This window comes from Patulibacter brassicae, from assembly GCF_033949425.1.
GTDB lineage: Bacteria > Actinomycetota > Thermoleophilia > Solirubrobacterales > Solirubrobacteraceae > Patulibacter > Patulibacter brassicae.
The window spans coordinates 1-18,035 of record NZ_JAXAVX010000019.1 but is presented as its reverse complement, the minus strand read 5'-3'; the positions used below and the strand labels follow the sequence as shown (position 1 = coordinate 18,035).

Genomic DNA, 18,035 nt, shown 5'->3' with positions numbered 1-18,035 from the left:
GTCAGCCGCCGATCGCGCTCATCGAGCGCGCCGGCGGCCGGAAGCCGGGCCGGTGGATCTCGTGGCCCCACTGCTTCGCCGCGACGGCCTCGCGCACCACGCGGGCCAGCGCGGCGTCGTCGGCGCCCGCGCGCAGGGGCCCGCGCAGGTCGGTCTCGCCGTGGGCGAAGAGGCAGGTCCGCAGCTGGCCGTCGGCCGTCAGGCGCAGCCGGTCGCAGTCCGCGCAGAACGGCTCGCTCACGGACGCGATGAAGCCGACCTCGCCGCCGCCGTCGGCGAAGCGCAGGAGGCGGGCGGTCGACGAGGGCTCCCGCTCGAGCGGCTCGAGCGGCCAGCGCCGGGCGATGATCGCCCGCAGCTGCTCGGCGGTCAGCACGTCGGTGGGTTTCCAGTTGCCCGCGGCGTCCAGCGGCATGACCTCGATGAAGCGCAGCTGCAGGTCGTGCGCGCGGGCGAAGGCCACGAGGTCGAGCGCCTCGTGCTCCGTGACCCCGCGCAGGGCGACGGCGTTGAGCTTCACCTGGCGGATGCCCGGATGCCGGCGCGCCGCTTCGATCCCCTCGAGCACCCGCGGGAGCAGGTCCCGGCGCGTCAGCGCGTCGAAGCGCTCGCGATCGACGCTGTCCAGCGAGACGTTGATCCGGCTGATGCCGGCGTCGGCCAGCGCGGCGACGTGCCGCGCGAGCAGCACGCCGTTCGTCGTCAGGGCGAGCTCGTCGATGCCCTCGATCGCCGCGAGGCGCTCGACGAGCCGGGCGAGACCGGGTCGGGCCAGCGGCTCGCCGCCCGTGACCCGGACGGTCCGGACCCCGAGCGCGGCCAGGAGGGTGACGAGACGCACCGTCTCGTCGTCGTCGAGACGCTCGTCGCGCGGGAGCCACGCGACGCGCTCGTCCGGCAGGCAGTAGCGGCAGCGGAGGTTGCAGACGTCGGTGACCGACAGCCGCAGGTCACGGGCGACCCGGCCGTAGCCGTCGGTCAGGACCGGGGCGGTGCGCGCGGCGGTCGGGGTCGCGTCCACCCCCAGAACGGTAGCGAGCCGCGACGGGGCCCCACGACCCCCGGGGAGGGGTCCGCGCGGGCGTCCCGCCGTCAGGCGTAGTGCGCGGCGTTCTTCTGGATGTAGGACTGCAGGTCGTCGGGGACCTGGTCCTCGCTGAAGATCGCGTCCACCGGGCAGGACTCGGCGCACGCGTCGCAGTCGATGCACTCCTCCGGATCGATGTACAGCTGGTCGGCCTGGTCGTACCCGTCCTCGTCCGGCGTGGGATGGATGCAGTCGACCGGGCAGACCTCGGTGCAGCTGGCGTCCTTCGTGCCGATGCACGACTCCGTGATGACGTAGGTCACTGGTCGTCCTCCTCGAGTTTGCTCTGACGTTGTGTCTGGACAGTATGTCCTGTCAGGCGCTGCTGCGCGAGCGCGGATCTTCGCACCGTGGAACGGGTGGTTGTCGGCTGCCGTGTCGTTGACGCCGTGTCCAGCCATCCCGTACGGTGCGCGGCGCACGCCGGTCAGCAGCAACGCGAGGAGCATGGTGCGACGACTCAACGCCTTCGACGCGCAGTTCCTTGCTGCGGAGTCGGGCAACACCTACGGCCACTACTGCGGCTTGATCGTCTGCGGTCCCCGCGAGGACGGGTCGTCCGTCAGCCGGGAGGACGTCGTCGCGCTCGTGACCGAGCGGATCGACCGCCTGCCCGTGCTGCGATGGCGCCTCGCCCCGGCCCCGCTGGGCATCGCGCACCCGGTGGTGGTGGACGGCCCGGTCGAGATCGACGAGCACGTCACGGAGGAGCGGGTCGACGCCCCGGGCGACGGCCGCGCCATCGCCGGCGTGATCGAGCGGATGCTCGTCGAGCGGATGGACCGCTCGCGACCGCTCTGGGAGCTCCGGGTCGTGCACGGCCTGGCCGAGGGCCGGACGGCGATCGTCGCGGCGCTGCATCACGCGGTGGCCGACGGGCTCTCGGCCGGCTACGTCTTCGCGACGCTGCAGGATCCCGCGCCCGACGCGCCGTCGGGCGAGGTCGTCCCCCGCGCGGCCCCGGGGCGGCCGGCGCTGCTGGCCGGTGCGGTGGCGTCCGCCGTGGCCCACCCGGTCGGCGCGCTGCGGCGGGCGCGGCGGACGCTGGCCAACCTCGACCAGACCCCGACCCTGCGCAGCTTCCCGGGCGTCCGCGCGCTGAGCCTCGGCGCCCGGCGCCGCGCCGGCCGCGACGGCGCGAGCAGCGAGTACGTCCAGGCTCCGCGCACGCGGCTCAACGGCCCGCTGAGCCCCGAGCGGCGGGTCGCGTTCGAGACCTTCCCGTTCGCCGAGGTCCGACGGATCAAGACCGCGCACGGGGTGACGATCAACGACGTCGTCGTGGCGCTCATCGCCGGCGCCCTGCGGCGGCGCCTGTCGGCCACCGGCGACCTGCCCGACGAGCCGCTCGTGGCGTTCATCCCCGTGTCCGTCCGCCCGGTGCAGGAGCTCACCGCGTTCGGCAACCAGTTCTCGTCGTTCATCGTGCCGCTGCCGACGGACCGCGCGACCCCCCTGGAGCGCCTGCGCGGCGCGCACGAGGCGATGGCGCAGGCGAAGGCCCGCCACCGCGACGTCCCCGACACGCTGCTCCCGGACGCCAACGGCCTGATCCCGCCGGTCCTCTTCGGGCCGGTGTCCTCCGCGGCCGTCCGCCTGCTCGGCTCGGGTGCGCTCGCGCCACCGATGAACCTCCTGCTCTCGAACGTCCCGGGTCCGCCGATGCCGCTCACCATGGCCGGCGCGCCCGTCGTCGCCCAGCTGCCCATGAGCCTCGTCCTCGACGGCGTCGGGCTGAACATCACGGCGGTGAGCTACGCCCAGGACCTCGCCGTCGGCGCGGTCGCCGACGCCGAGGCGCTGCCCGACGCGTGGGACCTCATGACGGACCTGCAGGCGGAGCTCGACGAGCTGTCGGCGACCGTCGACGCGGTGGGCGGCTGAGCGACGGGCCGCCCGGCGCGGCCCGGGCTCAGGCCACCGCGTCGAGCGACTCGAGGTCGACCATCGCCTGGCCGGTGCGGCGGATGAGCGTCCGCACGTGGTCCTCGGGCTGCAGCGCGTTGACCTTGCCCACGAGCAGGGTGTAGGTCCAGAAGATGAAGCCGTGGAGCATCTGCTGGCGGTAGGCCCGCCACGCATCGTCGAACGACGGCGCGGGCGCGCCGCGCGCGGCGAGCTCCTCGAGGTAGAGGGCGAGGAGCTCGCGCTCCCAGGCGCGGCGGTCCTCGACCTCCAGTCCCGCGCTGAGCGCGTAGGCGACGTCGAGGGCCCAGTTGCCCATCGCGCAGCTCTGCCAGTCGTAGAGGTTCAGCGAGCCGTCCGCCAGGCGGAACCAGTTCCCCGGGTGGACGTCCTGGTGCAGGAGCGTCCGCGGACCGGCCGCGTTGATCTCGAGCGAGCGCATGAGGGCGCCGCGGATCTCGCCCTTGCGAGCCGCCAGCTCGGCCGGCACCTCGTCGCGCGCGAAGCGAAGCGCGAGGATCGCCCCGCGGTCGAACCCGGTCTTGTCGTTGAAGTTCCGCTGCCAGGCGTGGGTGTCGGGCAGGGCCCACTCGCCCGCCAGCCGCGGGTCCTCCCAGAGGGCCCCGTGGTAGCGGGCCATCTCGCGCACCATGCTCTCGGCGCCCGCGCGGTCCACGTACGTCGCGGCGTTGCCGAACGTCGCCCCGCGCGTGGCGACGATGTCCTCGATGAGGACCATCGAGCGGCACGTGCGCGGGTCCCAGGCCCCGAAGTACCCGGCGGGCGCACCGAGCTCGAGCTGCGGACGGATCCGGTCGTAGAAGAGCGCCTCGGCGCCCGCGGCGCCGGTCACCCCGATGAGCAGCCGGTTCACGAGGCTGGGCGTCGACTTCGAGTAGATCGCGGTCGGCAGGCCCGCGGCCACGCCGGCGTCGTCGTACGTCACGGAGATCGCCCGCCGCGAGCTCGTGCCGTCGGAGCCCGAGCCCAGCTCGAAGGCGGTGACGTGCGCCTCCGGGTGGTCGCGGCAGAGGGCGGAGGTGAGCCACGCCGTCGTGAGCTGGTCGACCGTCGGCGGGACGTCGCCGGGCCGGGCCGGTCGCCGTCCGCGCACGCGCTCGCCGGCGACGGTCGCGGTCACGCGGCCGATCGCCGCCGCGAACGCCAGTTGCTGTCCCAGACCCATCGCTCCTCCACGAGCATTCGCCGTCGAACGAATCCCAATTCTAGACAGCTTGTTCGGTTATGGTGTTCGGAGGGACAATCCGAACAGGCCGAGCGGTCGACGCCGCGCGGCACCCGCGAGGAGGAACGCGCCATGGCACCAGTCGACACCCTGGGGATCGACACCCCGGTCAACGAGACCGGGCAGATCATCTCGACGGTCCTCACGTTCTCGCTCGCGCTCGCGACGATCGCCTACGTCGTGGTCCTCTGGCGCCGCGAGGGGATCGTCTGGCCGATGTTCGTCGTCGCGGCCGGCACCCTCACCTGCCTCATGGAGCCGGCGTTCGACCACCTCTACGGCCTCTGGTTCCGGGAGGAGGGGGCCTGGGCGCTCTACGAGACGTTCGGCAGCCACCAGCCGGTCTGGGTGCCGGCGGCCTACACGTTCTTCTACGGCGGAGCCGCCGTGGTCGTCGCCCGGACGCTGCAGCGCAGCCCGACGATGCGGACGGTCTGGCGGCTGTACTTCGGGATCGCGGCGATGGCGATCGCCGCCGAGATGGCCTACGTCTCGATCCTCGGCGTCTACGAGTACCAGGACAGCCAGCCGTTCGTGATCGCCGGCTACCCCGTCTTCCTCGGCTTCACGAACGCGATGTCCGCGCTCGTGGCGGGCATGATCGCGTCGCGCCTGGCGCCGAGGCTGCGCGGCGCGAACCTCCTCGCGCTGCTGACGATCACGCCTGCGGCCTTCGCGGCCGGCCTGTTCGGCACCGGGATCCTCTACCTCTCCGTGCGGCACTCGGTCGACGACCCGTCGATGGTCCTCGTCTCCCTGGCCGCGCTCACCGTCGTCGGCGGGATCGCCTCCACGGTCCGGCTGCTCGGGAAGTACGTCGTCGTCGGCGAGCCGCTTCCCGCGCCGGCGGAGGCGCCGCCCGTGGCCCGCGCCGCGCCGGCGCCGGCCGCGGCGCCGGAGCGCGAGCGCGCGGTCGTCTAGACCCGGCCGGCCGTCGGCGGGGACGGTCGCCGCTCCACGTCCGCTCCTCCTCGGCCGTCAGCGCGGACGGCCGAGCAGGCGGGCGACCGCCTCGGCGCGGTTCGACACCCCGAGCTTGCGCAGGATGCTCGACACGTGGCTCTTCACCGTCTCGGGGGAGAGGATGAGCGCATCGGCGATCTCGCGGTTCGCCCGACCCTGGACGAGGAGCTCGGCGACGCGCCGCTCACGCGTCGTCAGCGGCCACTCCTCGGCGTCGGCGAGCACCGGCTGGCCGGCCTCGGGGAACGTCCAGCCGAAGCCGTGGTCCTCGGGCAGCGAGACCGGGGCGTCGGCGATCTCCTGCGCGAGGGCGAGCAGCGTCGTCGAGCTGCGGCGCATCTCCGCCCGCATCTCGGCCGCGCGCATCCGGATGACGACGATCTCCATCGCCGCCCCGATCGCCATCCCGTAGGCGACCAGGAGACGCTGCTCGTCGAGTGTCAGCGGGCGGTCGCGCAGGCCCACCAGGAGGGCGACGGCGCGCTCCTCGGGCGCCAGCGGCGCCACCGCGCAGCCGGCGGAGCCGGCGGCGTCCCCGAGCGCGCTGGGCAGCTCGAGCACCCGCGGGTGGAGCGCCGTCTCCGGCCGACGCACGGCCTCCGCCTCGCGCGAGCCGGGGCGCAGGCGCAGGCCGTCGGCGAACCGGCGGCGCAGGCGCTCGCTCTCGGCGTGCTGGAGGACCCCGGTCGCGCTCGTCGTGATCCGGTCGCCGTCCACCCGCAGGGCGAGGCAGGCGTCGAGGCCCATCCGGACGCGGACCTCCTCGACCGATCGCACGAGCATCTCCGAGACGTCCGTGGCCGTCTTGACCCGCCGGTGCACCTGGACGATCGCCGTCAGGACGTCGATCGGCTCGCTCGGCGCGGACATGCGCGGGCATCCTCACACACGGACCGCCGGGGGTGTCGTACGCGTTGTCTGGACTCTCCGTACGAAAATGGTTAGGCTGGCGACCGCCCACCGGTCCGTGACCCCCTGCCACGCCGACCGGAGCCCCCGCGCGTACGGTGCACGCCGTCGCGGAAGAGGAGCGCACCATGACCCCAGAGCTCGTGTCCCGGGACCTTCCAGCCACCGCCATCGTCGCCCGCCTCCGCGCGGCGCTCGCCGACGCCGTGTCGGAGCGCAGCCCGACCGTCGAGCGTCTCGCGCACGCCCGCACGAGCGTCGCCTTCCGCGTCGCGGGCGCGCCCGACGCGGTGACGCTCGACCTCGGTCGGGACCCGGTCCTCGTCGAGGACGGCGACCACGCGGAGATCGTCCTCGACCTCCGTCCGCAGGACGCGCTCGCGTTCACCGACGGCGCGCTGGCGCTGGCCGGCTCGATCATCACGGGCGACGTCGGGCACCGGGGGCCGGTGCGGGAGTACATGGAGGTCGACCCGATCCTCCGCGAGCTGCTGCGCCGCGGCAGCGGCCACGAGGGCGAGGACGCCCGGCGCTCGTCGTGCCCGGCGCGGATCGCGCCGGAGCTCCTGGCGATCGAGAGCCGCGGACTGCAGAAGAGCTTCGGGCGCAACCGCGTCCTCGCCGGCCTCGACGTCCAGATCCCCGAGGGGATGATCTCGGTCGTGCTCGGCCCGTCGGGCACCGGCAAGAGCGTCCTGCTGCAGCACGTCCTCGGCCTGCTGCGGCCCGACGCGGGCGAGGTGCTCATCCGCGGGCGCGCGCTCAGCGGCATGAGCCGGTCCGAGATCATGGCGCTGCGCCGCGAGATCGGCGTGATGTTCCAGGACGGCGCGCTCTTCAGCGCGATGAACATCTACGACAACGCGGCGTTCCCGTTGCGCCAGCACACCGATCTCACCGAGCCGGAGATCGAGGAGATCGTCATGCACCACCTGACGAGCGTCGGGCTGGGCGGGGCGATCGACCGCATGCCGAACGAGCTGTCGGGCGGCATGCGCAAGCGCGCCGGCCTCGCCCGTGCCCTCGTCCTGAACGCCGGCATCGTCCTCTGCGACGAGCCGGACTCGGGACTCGATCCGGTCCGCACGGCGCTGCTCGGGGAGCTGCTCGTCGAGCAGCACGCCGAGCACGGGGGCACGATGGTCGTCGTGACCCACAACATCATGCTGGCGCGGCTCTTGGCCGACCACATGACGATCGTCTGGCGCGGGCGCGTCCTGGAGAGCGGCCTGGCCCAGGACGTCCTGGAGTCCGACACGCCGTTCGTGCAGCAGTTCCTCGCCGGTGCCTCCGAGGGCCCGCTCGGGATGGACGCCTGACCGGCGCAGCGCGCTCGCGCACCCTTCCCGTGGGCGCCCCGTGCGCACGGGTCCCCTCGTCGATCGCGCCGGGCACCGCCCGGCGCTCGCCGTTCCGGCCCCCGGCGGGGCACGACGCGGCTCGCAGTGCGAGCTGATCGGACGCATGGTCGAGAGATTCACCTGTCCGGGGGATGTCTTTCCCCCATCACAACGATGCGGTGGTCACACTGTCCGGCCACGATGTGCACGTGGAGGGAGGAGTCCAGTCGGGCCCGCGCCGCCGTGCGCCATCGGGCGAACCAGCCTTGACCCCGGTCGAGGCCTTCGCGGGATCGGGGGTCTACGAGTCGCTGAAGACCGCGCGCGACACGTTCCTGCTCGCGCCGCGGACGCTGCGCCTGGCGGCGAAGCTCCCGATCCGGTGGGTGCCGGACGCGATCGTCGAGGCGAACGTCAACATCCGTCGCTGCCTCATCCCGCTGACGATCTCGCAGGCGATCTGGATCGCCGGCTTCGGCATCCTGAACTTCGGCGAGGTCGCCTACACGCTGGGCGTCGCGGACCGCGCGCCGGGCGGCGTGTTCGTCGGCTTCACCCGCGAGGTGTCGACCTGGATCACGATGATGATCCTCGCCGGCATCGCCGGATCCGCCCTGGCGGCCGACATCGGCGCGCGGAAGATCCGCGAGGAGCTCGACGCGATGGCCGTGCTCGGCGTGGACACGATGCGCACGCTCATCGTCCCGCGCGTCATGGGGATGGTCTACGCCGCGCTCGTGCTCGGGCTCATCGGCCTGCTCGTCCCGATCGCGACGTACTACGTCTTCACGCCGGCCTTCCTCGAGTACACGCCGTCGGTCTACCGCGAGTCCTGGTACCTGAACATCCAGGCGCTCGACCTGCTCTCGACGTTCTTCAAGCACGCGCTGATGGGCTTCTTCATCGCCATGGTGGCGTGCCACCGCGGGCTCGCGACGAAGGGCGGCGCGGAGGGCGTCGGCGTCGCGGTGACGCAGACCGTCGTCGTCTCGTTCTTCGGGATCTGGATGTTCAACTCGGTGTTCAACATCGGGTTCCTCACGATCTTCCCCGACCTCCTCGTCCTCAAGGGCTGATGGCCGCTCCGCCCCCCACCGTCGCCGCCCCGGCCGGGACCGGCCAGGGCGAGCCCGAGCTCGTCCCACCGCGCAAGAGCCACAGCGGCTTCTTCCACGAGGTCGGCGAGCTCACCGTCTTCTCCGCGCGGGCGATGGTCGCCGCCGCGCTGACGCCGCGCTACTTCTCCGAGGTCCTCGGGCTCACCGCGCGGATCATCAAGCGCACGAGCTTCCTGCTCCTCGCGATGAACGTCTTCCTCGGCTTCAGCGTCGCGAGCTTCGGGTTCTTCTTCCTGCGGACGATCGGGGCCGGCGACTTCGTCGGCGTCTTCACCGGGCTGCTGACCCAGCGCCAGGTCCCGATGACGATGTACGGCTACGTCCTCAGCGCGAGCATCTGCTGCGCGATGACCGCCGAGATCGGCGCGGCGAAGATCCAGCAGGAGATCGACGCCTACGAGTCCACCGGCGTCGACCCGATGCAGCTCATCGTCGGCGTCCGGGTGCTCGCGGCGATGCTCTTCGTGCCGCTGGCGACCGTCATCAGCCTCATCGGCCAGAACCTCGGCAACTACCTCGACATCGTCGTGGTCCTGCAGGGCAACGGGTCGCGGCAGTTCCTGGACGTGACCTTCTCCGTCCAGAGCATGCTCGGGCAGTTCTACACGCTCATCACGTTCTTCTTCATGACGCTCCCGTGCGTCCTCGTGGCGACCTTCTACGGGATGCGCGCCAGCGGGGGACCCGCGGACGTCGGCCGGGCGGTCGCGAAGTCGCTGATGATCAACCTCGTCCTCGTCCACGTGATCTCGGCCTTCTTCGGGGTCTTCTTCTACGGGCGCAACCTCAACATCCCGATCGGCGACTGATGGTCCCTCGTCGCGTCATGCGGATCCTCGCGACGGCCGCGGTCCTCGCCGCCGTCGCGGTCGTCGCCGTCATCGTCCTCGGCGGGGACGACGACCGGGGGCACCTCCTGAGCGCCACCGTCCCCGAGGCCGCCAACGTCATCGAGGGCCAGGAGGTCCGGGCCGGCGGGAAGGTCATCGGCACCGTCGACGGCATGACCGCGGTCGACCGCGGCCGCGCCGCCCGGGTCGTCCTGCGGATCACGGACGAGGACGTGTGGCCGCTGCCGCGCGGCACGACGTTCACCGTCCGCTGGGGCGGCACCGCGACGTTCTACAACCGCCACGTGCTCGTGAAGCCCGGGCCGCGCGGCGCCGGCGTGCTCGCCGACGGCGGCACGATCCCGAAGGGCGACTTCCGGGTCCCGGTCGAGTTCGACCAGCTGCTGTCGAACTTCGACACCGGGGTGCGCCGGGACGTCAAGTCCCTCGTCGACCGCTCCGGTCCGGCGCTGCAAGCGTCGGCCGGCGGCCTCCGACGCACGCTGCGGCGGGCACCCGGCACGCTCGAGCAGGGCCAGCTGCTCCTGAACGAGCTGACCGCCGAGCGCGGGTCGCTCGACGCGACGATCCGCAGCACCGACCGGGTCATCGACGCCGTGAAGCGGGCGAACCCGGGCGTCTCGCCGCTCATCGAGGGGGCCGCGTCGACCTTCGCCGCGATCGCCGACCGCTCCTCCGAGCTCGAGCGCACCGTCTCCGGCCTGCCGCCGGCGCTGCGCCAGGTGCGCGACACCCTGCCGCGGGCCGACCGCACGCTGACGAAGGTCCGCGAGCTGACGGCCGACCTGCGCCCCGGCGTGCGGGAGCTGCGGGCGGTCGCTCGACCGATCGACCGGACGCTCGCGGCGCTGCAGCAGGTCACGCCCGACGCGCGGCGGACCCTGCGGACGGTGCGGACCGACGGCGACGGCATCACGCGCTTCGCGGAGCGCCTGACGACGCTCGCGCCGCAGCTGTCGCGGACCGCCGACGTCGGCATCCAGACGGTCAAGTGCGTCCGGCCTTGGACGCCGGAGATCGTCGCCCTCGCCATGACCTGGGGCGACTTCCTCTCCTGGAGCGACGGCAAGGACAAGATCCTGCGCGCCCAGATCCAGAACTACCTCCCGGCCCCGATGAACTCCATGACGTACACGCCGGCCGAGGCGAAGAGGACCTTCCCGCAGCTGCGCTACGGCTTCCCGCGGCCGCCGGGCTACAACGCCGGTCAGCCGTGGTTCATCGACGAGTGCGGCGCGGGCAAGGACGCCATCGACCCGTCGAAGGACCAGGAGGCGCGCGCGCCGATCACCGCGAAGGGCAAGGGGGTGACCCCGTGAGGCCCGGGACGCTCCTGCGCCTCGCGCTCGCCGCGGTCGTCGCGCTCGTCGCGGCCATCGTCCTGACGGGCGGCGAGGACCCCTACGTCATCGACGTCCGGATGGCGAACGCCAACGGGCTCAAGGACGGCTCGCCGGTCACGATCGGCGGGGTCAAGATCGGCAAGGTCGAGATGGAGGTCGATCCGCGTCGCGACGACGTGATCGCCCACCTGCGGATCGATCGCGACAAGGGCCCCGTCGGCCGGGACGTCAAGGCCGTCATCGCGGCGCAGAACCTGCTCGGCCAGAAGCAGATCGAGCTGCAGGCCGGTGATCGCTCGAACCCCGCGCCCGACGGCTACGTCATCACGGAGCGGCGCGTCACGCAGGCGACCGACCTCGACCGGGTGCTCAGCGTCCTGGACGGCAACACCCGCGCGCGGCTGGCGATCTTCGTCAACGAGCTCGGTGCGGCGGTGACCGGGCGCAAGGCCGACTTCCAGCGGATCCTCGAGGAGCTGCGTCCGGCGATCGCCCGCGGCACGAACCTCGTGGCGGAGCTCGCCGACGACAACGCCGAGCTCGGGCGCCTGCTGGACTCCAGCGATCGCTTCGTCGCCGAGGCCACCGACCGTCGCGCGGACATCACGCGCGCCATCGACCGCTTCGGCCAGGCGGCCACCGCCGGCGCGGAGCGACGCGTGGCCCTCCGCGGGACGCTCGCCTCGGCGCCGACGTCGCTCGCGACCCTCCAGCGCTTCCTCGGCGAGCTCGAGCGGACCACCGAGCCGCTGCGCGGCGCCGCCCAGCAGGTCCGCCGCTCGGCGCGGCCCCTGCGCGGGGTGCTGGCCCAGCTCGAGCCGTTCCGCCGCAGCGCGTCGCCGGCGCTGGCCACCGCCAGCGACATCGCGCCCGACCTGACGAAGGTCGCCGAGCGGTCCACGCCGGTGCTCGCCGAGGCCCGCGCGACCGCCGGGCTGCTCGAGCGGACGAGCAGCCAGGACCTTCCCGTCGTGTCGGAGATCGCCGACCGCGCGATCGACAACACGCTCGCGGTCGTCGGCAACTGGGCGGGGGCGATCCAGTACCGCGACCAGCTGTCGCACATCTTCCGCGGCGAGGCGTCCGTCGGGCTCGACACGGTCGTCAGCCTCCTCGAGCGCGTCGAGCGGGGCGCAGGCTCGTCCCCGGCGAAGGCCCGCGCCTCGGCCCGGCGGGCCGCGAGGGCGCTGACCCGGCGGCGGACCGTCGCAGCGGACGCCGCCCGACAGGCGGCCGGAGCGTCCACCTCGGCGGACGCGACGTCGCCGGCGCCCTCCGCCGGCGCCGGGAACCCGGTCGCCGACGGCGTCCGGCAGACGGTCGACGGCGTGCAGGGATTCGTCGACGGTCTCGTCGGCCAGCTCTCCGGCGGCCGCGATCGCCCGGCCCCCGGCCGATCGCCGAACGCCCTCCTCGACCTCCTCCTCGGCCCATGACCACCCGCTCGCCGTTCTCCCGTCGTCGCCGCGGGCGCAAGCCCGAGCCGTCCGTCCCGCGGGTGGCGATCGGGGGCCTCTTGGTCTTCGCGGCGATCGCCGTCTTCGTCTGGCAGGCGATCAAGATCTACGACGGCGTCCCCGGACGCGCCTACTCGACGGTCTACGTCTCGACCCCGCAGGTCGGCAACCTCCTGAACCACGACCCGGTGCGGATCGCCGGCGCGCGGGTGGGCCAGGTCGCGGCCCGCGACATCGGCGATGACGGGCGCCCCCGCCTGGAGCTCCAGATCGAGCCCGGCGTCGAGATCCCGAAGGACACGAAGGTCGCGGCTCGCGGAGCCGGTCTGCTCGGCGCCCGCTACATCGAGCTCATCCCGGGCCAGAGCGCGGAGAACCTCGCCGACGGCGGCCTCATCCGCGGCGACGACGAGAGCTTCACCTTCGGCCTGCCGGAGGCCCTGGACACCTTCGACCGCCAGACCCGCGGCGCCCTCGGTGCCTCGGTCGGCGCGCTCGGACAGGGCGTCCTCGGGCACGGGGAGGCGCTGAACGACGCGATCCGCGCCGTCGCGACCCGCGGCAAGCCGTTCGGCGAGTTCGCCGCGACGGTCCTCGAGCGCGACGGCGCCGCCGGTCGCCTCGTTCCCGCGCTGGAGTCCGCCGTCCGGCCGCTGGACCGCGAGCGCCGCGACCTGACCGCGCTCCTGCGCGAGGGCGCGGACGCCGTCGAGCCGTTCGTGACGAAGCGCGACGAGCTCCAGGAGACGCTCGACGTCGCGCCCGGCGCGCTGTCGGCGATGACCGCCGGACTGCCCTCCGGCACGCGGCTCGTCGCGAGCCTGCGCCGCGCCGCCGGCGCCGCCGAGACGACCCTCCGACCGGCGCCGGCGGCGCTGACGGGCCTCCGCTCGTTCCTCGCGCAGAGCCGGACGCCGCTGCAGCGCACCGACGCGCTGCTGCGCGCCGCGCGGCCGGCGCTGCCCGGGATCACGCGGATCACCGACGGGCTCCAGCCGGCGCTGAAGCCCGCCAACGAGCTGCTCGAGGACGTCCACCCGATCGCGCAGCGAACGAAGCCCTACATCTGCGACGTCGTGACGTTCGGGACGTCGATGCGCAGCATGACCGGGTTCATGCAGCCCGGAGACGGCCCCTACGGCCCGTCCCAGGCCTTCCGCCTGCAGCTCTCGCTGCCGACGTCGGGCGCGGTGATCGGGGTCAAGGATCCGGGTGAGCTGTCGGACCGCGAGTCGTTCGGCAACGCCTGCAAGTACCCCTCGCGGGACTACCCGCAGTTCGTCCCCGGGAGCGACCGATGAGCGCCCTCCGCCGCCTCCACGACCGCTTCGGCCTCGCCCCGCTGGGCGCGGTCGTCATGGCGCTGATCCTCTTCGTCTCCGCGTTCTACTACTTCGGGTGGGCCCAGAAGGTCTTCTACGACAAGGGGGAGGAGCTGCGGATCGAGTTCTCGGCGACGCCGCAGCTCCAGCCGGGCGACCTCGTGAAGGTCGACGGTCGCGACGAGGGCCGGGTCCAGGAGATCGAGGGTCGGCCCGACGGGCGCGGGTCGATCGTCACCGTCGACATCCAGGAGGACGCGGGGCCGCTCTATCGCGACGCGCGCGCCGAGGTCCGCTGGAAGCACCTGCTCGGCGGCTCGTTCTACGTGAAGGTCGACCGCGGCACCCCGTCCGCGGGCCCGCTCGACGACCGCTTCATCGCCCAGGACCGCACGATCAAGCAGGTCGAGGTCGACGACGTCACGAGCATCTTCGACGGGCGCGCCCGTCAGGGCCTCGTGACGCTGCCCGGCGAGCTGCGCGAGACGCTGCGCGATCCGCAGGTCCCCGCGCGGCTGTTCGACACGGTGGCCACCGAGGCGCCGTCGCTCGAGCGCGGGCTGCGCGCCGTCCGCGGGCAGGACCCCGGCCGCGACCTGCAGCGCGTGCTGGACGGGGCGACGCGCACGATGCGCGCCCTCGACGCGCCGAACGACGAGCTGCGCCGGCTCGTGTCGGGCGCCGCCGCGACGCTGCAGACGACCGCCGCGCGCGGGAACGACCTGCGCGCGACGCTCGCCGACGGTCCGGCGACGACCCAGCTCGTCCGCGCGACCCTCGCGCGGCTGAACACGACGCTCTCGGGCGCCGACCGGCTCGTGGACCGCCTCGACGACGCGGCCGGCGACGTGGCGCCGACGCTCGCGGAGCTGCGTCCGACGCTCGGACGCACGAGCGGCCTGCTCGGCGACGCTCGTCCCCTCGTGCGGCACCTGCGGCCGGCGGTCTCGTCGCTGGCGCAGCTGAGTGCCGGCGGCGTCCCGCTGCTCGACGCGATCCAGCCGAGCATCGACCGACTCGAGCAGAAGATCCTCCCGTACCTCAACGAGAAGGACCCCGAGACCGGCAAGCCGACGAGCTCGATGATCGGCGGCACGGCCGCCGGCTTCGGCGGTGCGGCCTCCCAGCAGGACGAGAACGGGCACTTCATCCGCTTCCCGGCCTCGGCCGGCACCGGCTCGCCGTCCGTCCACATCCCCTGCCAGACGGTGATCGTCGACCCGAGCGTCAAGCAGCTGCTCGCGTGCCAGAGCCTCGACCAGATGCTCGGGACGTACCTCCAGTACCTGCCCGGCGGCGACAGCGAGCGACCGAAGGACCCGGACTACCCCGGCACCGACCCCCGGTTCCCCGAGAGCGCGAAGGAGGGCTCGCGATGAAGGACCCCCGCGATCGGATGACCCACGGGGTGACCCGGGGTCGGCTCCTCCTCGAGCTGCGGCGCTCCACGCGCGCCATCCCGGTGCTGCTCATCGGCGCGGTGCTCACCGTCGTCGGCGCAGCCCTCATCCTCAGCCAGCTGACGAACACGCTGTTCAAGTCCACCCGCGAGGCGCGCTTCGCGGTCAGCGACGCCTACGGCGTGCTCGAGGGCGTGGACGACGTGCGCTACCGCGGCGTGCCGGCCGGCACGATCCAGGAGATCGAGCGGGTGGGAGAGCAGCCCGTCCTGCGGATCAAGCTGCGCGACGACTACCCGGTCTACCGCGACGCGCGCGCCGAGCTGCGCCCGGAGACGCCGCTGAACGACCAGTACCTCGACATCATCGATCCGGGAACGCCGAAGGCCGGCCGCCTGCCCGACGACGAGGTCGTCCCCGCGTCGCGCACCGCGGTGAACGTCAAGATCAACGACGTTCTCAACACGCTGCAGGCGAACGAGCGGACCCGGCTGGCGGCGCTGCTGGACAACCTCGGCAACGGCCTGCAGGACGGCGGCGCGGAGCTGCGCAGGACGCTCGACATCTTCACCCCGTTCGTCCGCGAGGCCGGCACCATCACCGACGAGCTCGCCAAGCGGGAGACGCTCGTCAAGCGGCTGATCGGCAACGTCGGCACGCTGACCGCGTCGCTCGGGGACCGGGAGCAGCAGATCCGGTACCTCCTGCGCGACGGCAGCGCGGTGCTCGGGACCCTCCAGGAAGGCTCCGCGGACCTCGATCGGACGATCCGCGCGCTGCCCGGGACGACGGGCGCGATCAACGCGAGCCTCCGCGCGGTGGACGGCGTGCTCGGCGACGTCGACGGCGCCATCGGCGACCTCACGCCGATCGCGGACGGCCTCCCGGCCAACCTGCGGACCGTGCGCGATCTGCGGGCGGTGCTCGATCCCGCGGTGCGCAAGCTCGCCGAGCCCGTCGAGCGACTCGTGCCGCTCGCGCGGACGCTCGATCCGCTGGCGACCGACATCGACGCGGCGGTCGCAGCCCTCCGGCCCCAGACCGACTCGCTGAACAAGGTCACCGACAGCCTCGTGAAGTGCGAGAAGGACGTCCGCGGGTTCTTCCAGTGGAACGCCTCGCTGTCGAAGTTCGGCGACGCTCGTGGGCCGATCCCGCGCGGCAACCTCGCCGTCGGCATCCCGGACGTCGGGCTGCCCGGCGTCCCCCGCCGGCCGGCCGCCAAGAACTGCGCCGGTGGCAAGACGATCGGCGGGCGCGCCGCCAGGAAGGCGGACGAGGGCTGATGCCGCGCACGACGTTCCCCCGGCACCTGCTCAGCCTCGCGGCGGTCACCGCTGTCGCGCTGGCGTGGGCGCTGTTCATCTTCGCCAAGGGCGACGCGCTGCCGAAGCTCGGCGGCGGGGACGAGTACGAGGTCTCGGTCGTGACCCCGACCGGCGCCGCGATGGCGGTCGGCTCGCGCGTCACGGTCGCCGGCGTGAAGGTCGGGCGGGTGACGTCCGTCTCGCGGCTCGGGATCGGCGCGAAGATGGAGCTCCTCATCACCGACCCCGACGTCACCCCGCTGCCGCGCGACTCCCGCGTGCAGGTCCGTCAGCACACCCCGGTCGGCGAGAACTACGTCGCGATCAAGGTCGGCCGCTCTCGCGAGACGATCGCCGACGGCGGTGGCCTCTCGGTGCAGCAGACCGACGAGTTCGTCGACGTCGACCGCCTGCTCAGCGTCCTGAAGGGCGGCACCCGCGAGCGCGCCCGGGACACGATCCGCAGCCTCGGTGCGGCGGTCGGGACCGAGGGCGAGGAGCTCAACGGCACGGTCGGCGGCGCCACGAAGTTCCTCAAGGCCGCCGGCGACCCGGGTGGGCTCGTCGACGTGCTGCGCCGCAATCGCGACCAGACGGCGCGGCTCGTCCAGCAGCTCGGCGACGTCACGGCGTCGATCGGGCAGCGGGACCAGGCGATCACGACGCTCGCCGACCGCGGCCTGACCGCGCTCACCGCGCTGCGGCGCAGCGACCGGGCGCTGGAGGCGACGATCGACGAGCTGCCCGGCACGCTGCGCGACGTGCAGCGCACGTCGGGCGTGGTGCGGTCGACCTCGAGCGTGGCGACGCCGGTCGTCGACGAGGCGTCGAAGGCGCTCGTCGCGCTGCGCCCCACGGTCGGGCGACTGCCGGCCGCCACCGCCGACGGTCGAGCCCTCATGCGCGAGCTGTCGCCGGCGGCTCCGGTCCTCGAGCGGACGCTGCAGCAGGTCGACGCGCTGTCGGGCCCGTTGGCCGAGAGCCTGCCGAAGCTGCGCAAGACTATCTGCGAGCTGACGCCGGTGACGCGCTACGCCGAGCCGTACTTCCCGGAGGTGCTCAGCATCGTCCAGGGCCTCGGGTCCTCGTCCAACAGCTACGACGCGACCGGCCACCTCATCCGGCTGGCGCCGATCGTCACGCCCGACAACTTCCCGTCCGGCCTGCCCGACGTCATCTCGAAGGGCCTGGCCGACTTCGTCCACCGGATCCCCGGCATGGCGTTGAACTTCGACCCCTACCCGAAGCCCGGCTCCGTCGGGCGGACGCGGGCGAAGGGCACCACGCCGCTCGGCCCCGACGAGGTGCCCAAGTCGGGGTACACGTACCCGCGGATCACCGCCGACTGCTGATCGGCACGCGCCGGCTCCCGCCGGCGCGTGGCCATCGACGCGCCCGCGCCGCGCCCGGAACCCGGGCGCACGCGGGCGCTTCGTCGTGGACGGGTCGACCGCCGAAGCGCCAGAACTCTCTGTACGAACACATTGTTCGAACACAGCGTGTGATTTCGGCTATGCTGCCCGCGTGCTTGGGGACGGAGCCCGTCCGATCGGTGCCTGCGGGCGCCCATCGGGCCTCTTGAGCAACGGGTGGGGAGCCCGCTGATGGCCGGCGGCGCGTCGACCGCTCGCAGCCTCTCGCTGCCCGCTCCGCCGCGGGTGGTGGTGGAGATCGGTGGGATGTTCCACCTGGCGTGGATGGTCCTCGTCCGCTCGCTGCGGCCGCCGTTCTCCTACGGCCCGGAGTTCGTGGCGCAGTTCCGGTTCGCGGTCCAGATCGCGATCGTG

The 18,035-nt window shown here is 73.2% G+C and carries 15 protein-coding genes and 1 pseudogene; 12 read left to right on the top strand and 4 right to left on the bottom strand.

The genetic code is table 11. From position 1 onward, the window contains the following. Nucleotide 1: 1 nt before the first annotated feature. The gene (moaA, locus tag SK069_RS19210; RefSeq protein WP_319955881.1) at nucleotides 2-1,021 is read right to left on the bottom strand and encodes a GTP 3',8-cyclase MoaA; all 1,020 of its coding nucleotides are present in this window, start codon (nucleotides 1,019-1,021) and stop codon (nucleotides 2-4) included. A 71-nt stretch (nucleotides 1,022-1,092) separates the two neighbouring features. Continuing rightward, nucleotides 1,093-1,350 carry a 4Fe-4S dicluster domain-containing protein gene (locus SK069_RS19205; RefSeq protein ID WP_319955880.1) on the bottom strand — a complete coding sequence of 86 codons (258 nt, stop codon included), beginning with the start codon at nucleotides 1,348-1,350 and terminating at the stop codon, nucleotides 1,093-1,095. 184 nt (nucleotides 1,351-1,534) lie between these two features. Here SK069_RS19205 and SK069_RS19200 point away from each other — a divergent pair, with 184 nt between their 5' ends. Continuing rightward, nucleotides 1,535-2,971 (top strand): wax ester/triacylglycerol synthase family O-acyltransferase, encoded by a 1,437-nt coding sequence (locus SK069_RS19200; protein ID WP_319955879.1) that lies wholly within the window; start codon nucleotides 1,535-1,537, stop codon nucleotides 2,969-2,971. A 28-nt stretch (nucleotides 2,972-2,999) separates the two neighbouring features. Here the strand turns inward: SK069_RS19200 and SK069_RS19195 are convergent, their stop codons facing one another. Then, nucleotides 3,000-4,178 carry a phosphotransferase family protein gene (locus SK069_RS19195; protein WP_319955878.1) on the bottom strand — a complete coding sequence of 393 codons (1,179 nt, stop codon included), beginning with the start codon at nucleotides 4,176-4,178 and terminating at the stop codon, nucleotides 3,000-3,002. A gap of 132 nt (nucleotides 4,179-4,310) precedes the next feature. On the opposite strand from SK069_RS19195, the gene SK069_RS19190 reads away from it, so the two are divergent. Further along, the gene (locus tag SK069_RS19190; protein ID WP_319955877.1) at nucleotides 4,311-5,159 is read left to right on the top strand and encodes a hypothetical protein; all 849 of its coding nucleotides are present in this window, start codon (nucleotides 4,311-4,313) and stop codon (nucleotides 5,157-5,159) included. A 57-nt stretch (nucleotides 5,160-5,216) separates the two neighbouring features. On the opposite strand, the gene SK069_RS19185 is transcribed toward SK069_RS19190, so the two are convergent. Beyond that, complete coding sequence (locus tag SK069_RS19185) at nucleotides 5,217-6,071, bottom strand: LuxR C-terminal-related transcriptional regulator (RefSeq protein ID WP_319955876.1); 855 nt, start codon at nucleotides 6,069-6,071, stop codon at nucleotides 5,217-5,219. A gap of 167 nt (nucleotides 6,072-6,238) precedes the next feature. On the opposite strand from SK069_RS19185, the gene SK069_RS19180 reads away from it, so the two are divergent. From SK069_RS19180 to SK069_RS19135, 10 genes and pseudogenes are all read left to right on the top strand, one after another. Continuing rightward, nucleotides 6,239-7,429, top strand: coding sequence for an ABC transporter ATP-binding protein (locus SK069_RS19180; protein WP_319955875.1), 1,191 nt, complete (start codon nucleotides 6,239-6,241; stop codon nucleotides 7,427-7,429). Nucleotides 7,430-7,716: 287 nt separating this feature from the next. Beyond that, nucleotides 7,717-8,526: an ABC transporter permease gene (locus SK069_RS19175; RefSeq protein WP_319955874.1), complete on the top strand. Its 810-nt coding sequence runs from the start codon at nucleotides 7,717-7,719 to the stop codon at nucleotides 8,524-8,526. Continuing rightward, nucleotides 8,526-9,377, top strand: coding sequence for an MlaE family ABC transporter permease (locus SK069_RS19170; RefSeq protein WP_319955873.1), 852 nt, complete (start codon nucleotides 8,526-8,528; stop codon nucleotides 9,375-9,377). Before SK069_RS19175 ends, SK069_RS19170 begins: the two co-directional genes overlap by 1 nt. Continuing rightward, nucleotides 9,377-10,738: an MlaD family protein gene (locus SK069_RS19165; protein ID WP_319955872.1), complete on the top strand. Its 1,362-nt coding sequence runs from the start codon at nucleotides 9,377-9,379 to the stop codon at nucleotides 10,736-10,738. The genes SK069_RS19170 and SK069_RS19165 overlap by 1 nt, the downstream gene beginning before the upstream one ends. After that, nucleotides 10,735-12,198, top strand: coding sequence for an MlaD family protein (locus tag SK069_RS19160; protein WP_319955871.1), 1,464 nt, complete (start codon nucleotides 10,735-10,737; stop codon nucleotides 12,196-12,198). The genes SK069_RS19165 and SK069_RS19160 overlap by 4 nt, the downstream gene beginning before the upstream one ends. Then, complete coding sequence (locus SK069_RS19155) at nucleotides 12,195-13,520, top strand: MlaD family protein (protein ID WP_319955870.1); 1,326 nt, start codon at nucleotides 12,195-12,197, stop codon at nucleotides 13,518-13,520. The genes SK069_RS19160 and SK069_RS19155 overlap by 4 nt, the downstream gene beginning before the upstream one ends. After that, nucleotides 13,517-14,920 (top strand): MlaD family protein, encoded by a 1,404-nt coding sequence (locus tag SK069_RS19150; RefSeq protein WP_319955869.1) that lies wholly within the window; start codon nucleotides 13,517-13,519, stop codon nucleotides 14,918-14,920. Before SK069_RS19155 ends, SK069_RS19150 begins: the two co-directional genes overlap by 4 nt. After that, nucleotides 14,917-16,227 carry an MlaD family protein gene (locus tag SK069_RS19145; RefSeq protein WP_319955868.1) on the top strand — a complete coding sequence of 437 codons (1,311 nt, stop codon included), beginning with the start codon at nucleotides 14,917-14,919 and terminating at the stop codon, nucleotides 16,225-16,227. Before SK069_RS19150 ends, SK069_RS19145 begins: the two co-directional genes overlap by 4 nt. Further along, nucleotides 16,227-17,600 (top strand): MlaD family protein, encoded by a 1,374-nt coding sequence (locus SK069_RS19140; protein ID WP_319955867.1) that lies wholly within the window; start codon nucleotides 16,227-16,229, stop codon nucleotides 17,598-17,600. Before SK069_RS19145 ends, SK069_RS19140 begins: the two co-directional genes overlap by 1 nt. A 252-nt stretch (nucleotides 17,601-17,852) precedes the next feature. Further along, nucleotides 17,853-18,035: pseudogene (locus tag SK069_RS19135) on the top strand (hypothetical protein); the annotation flags it as partial.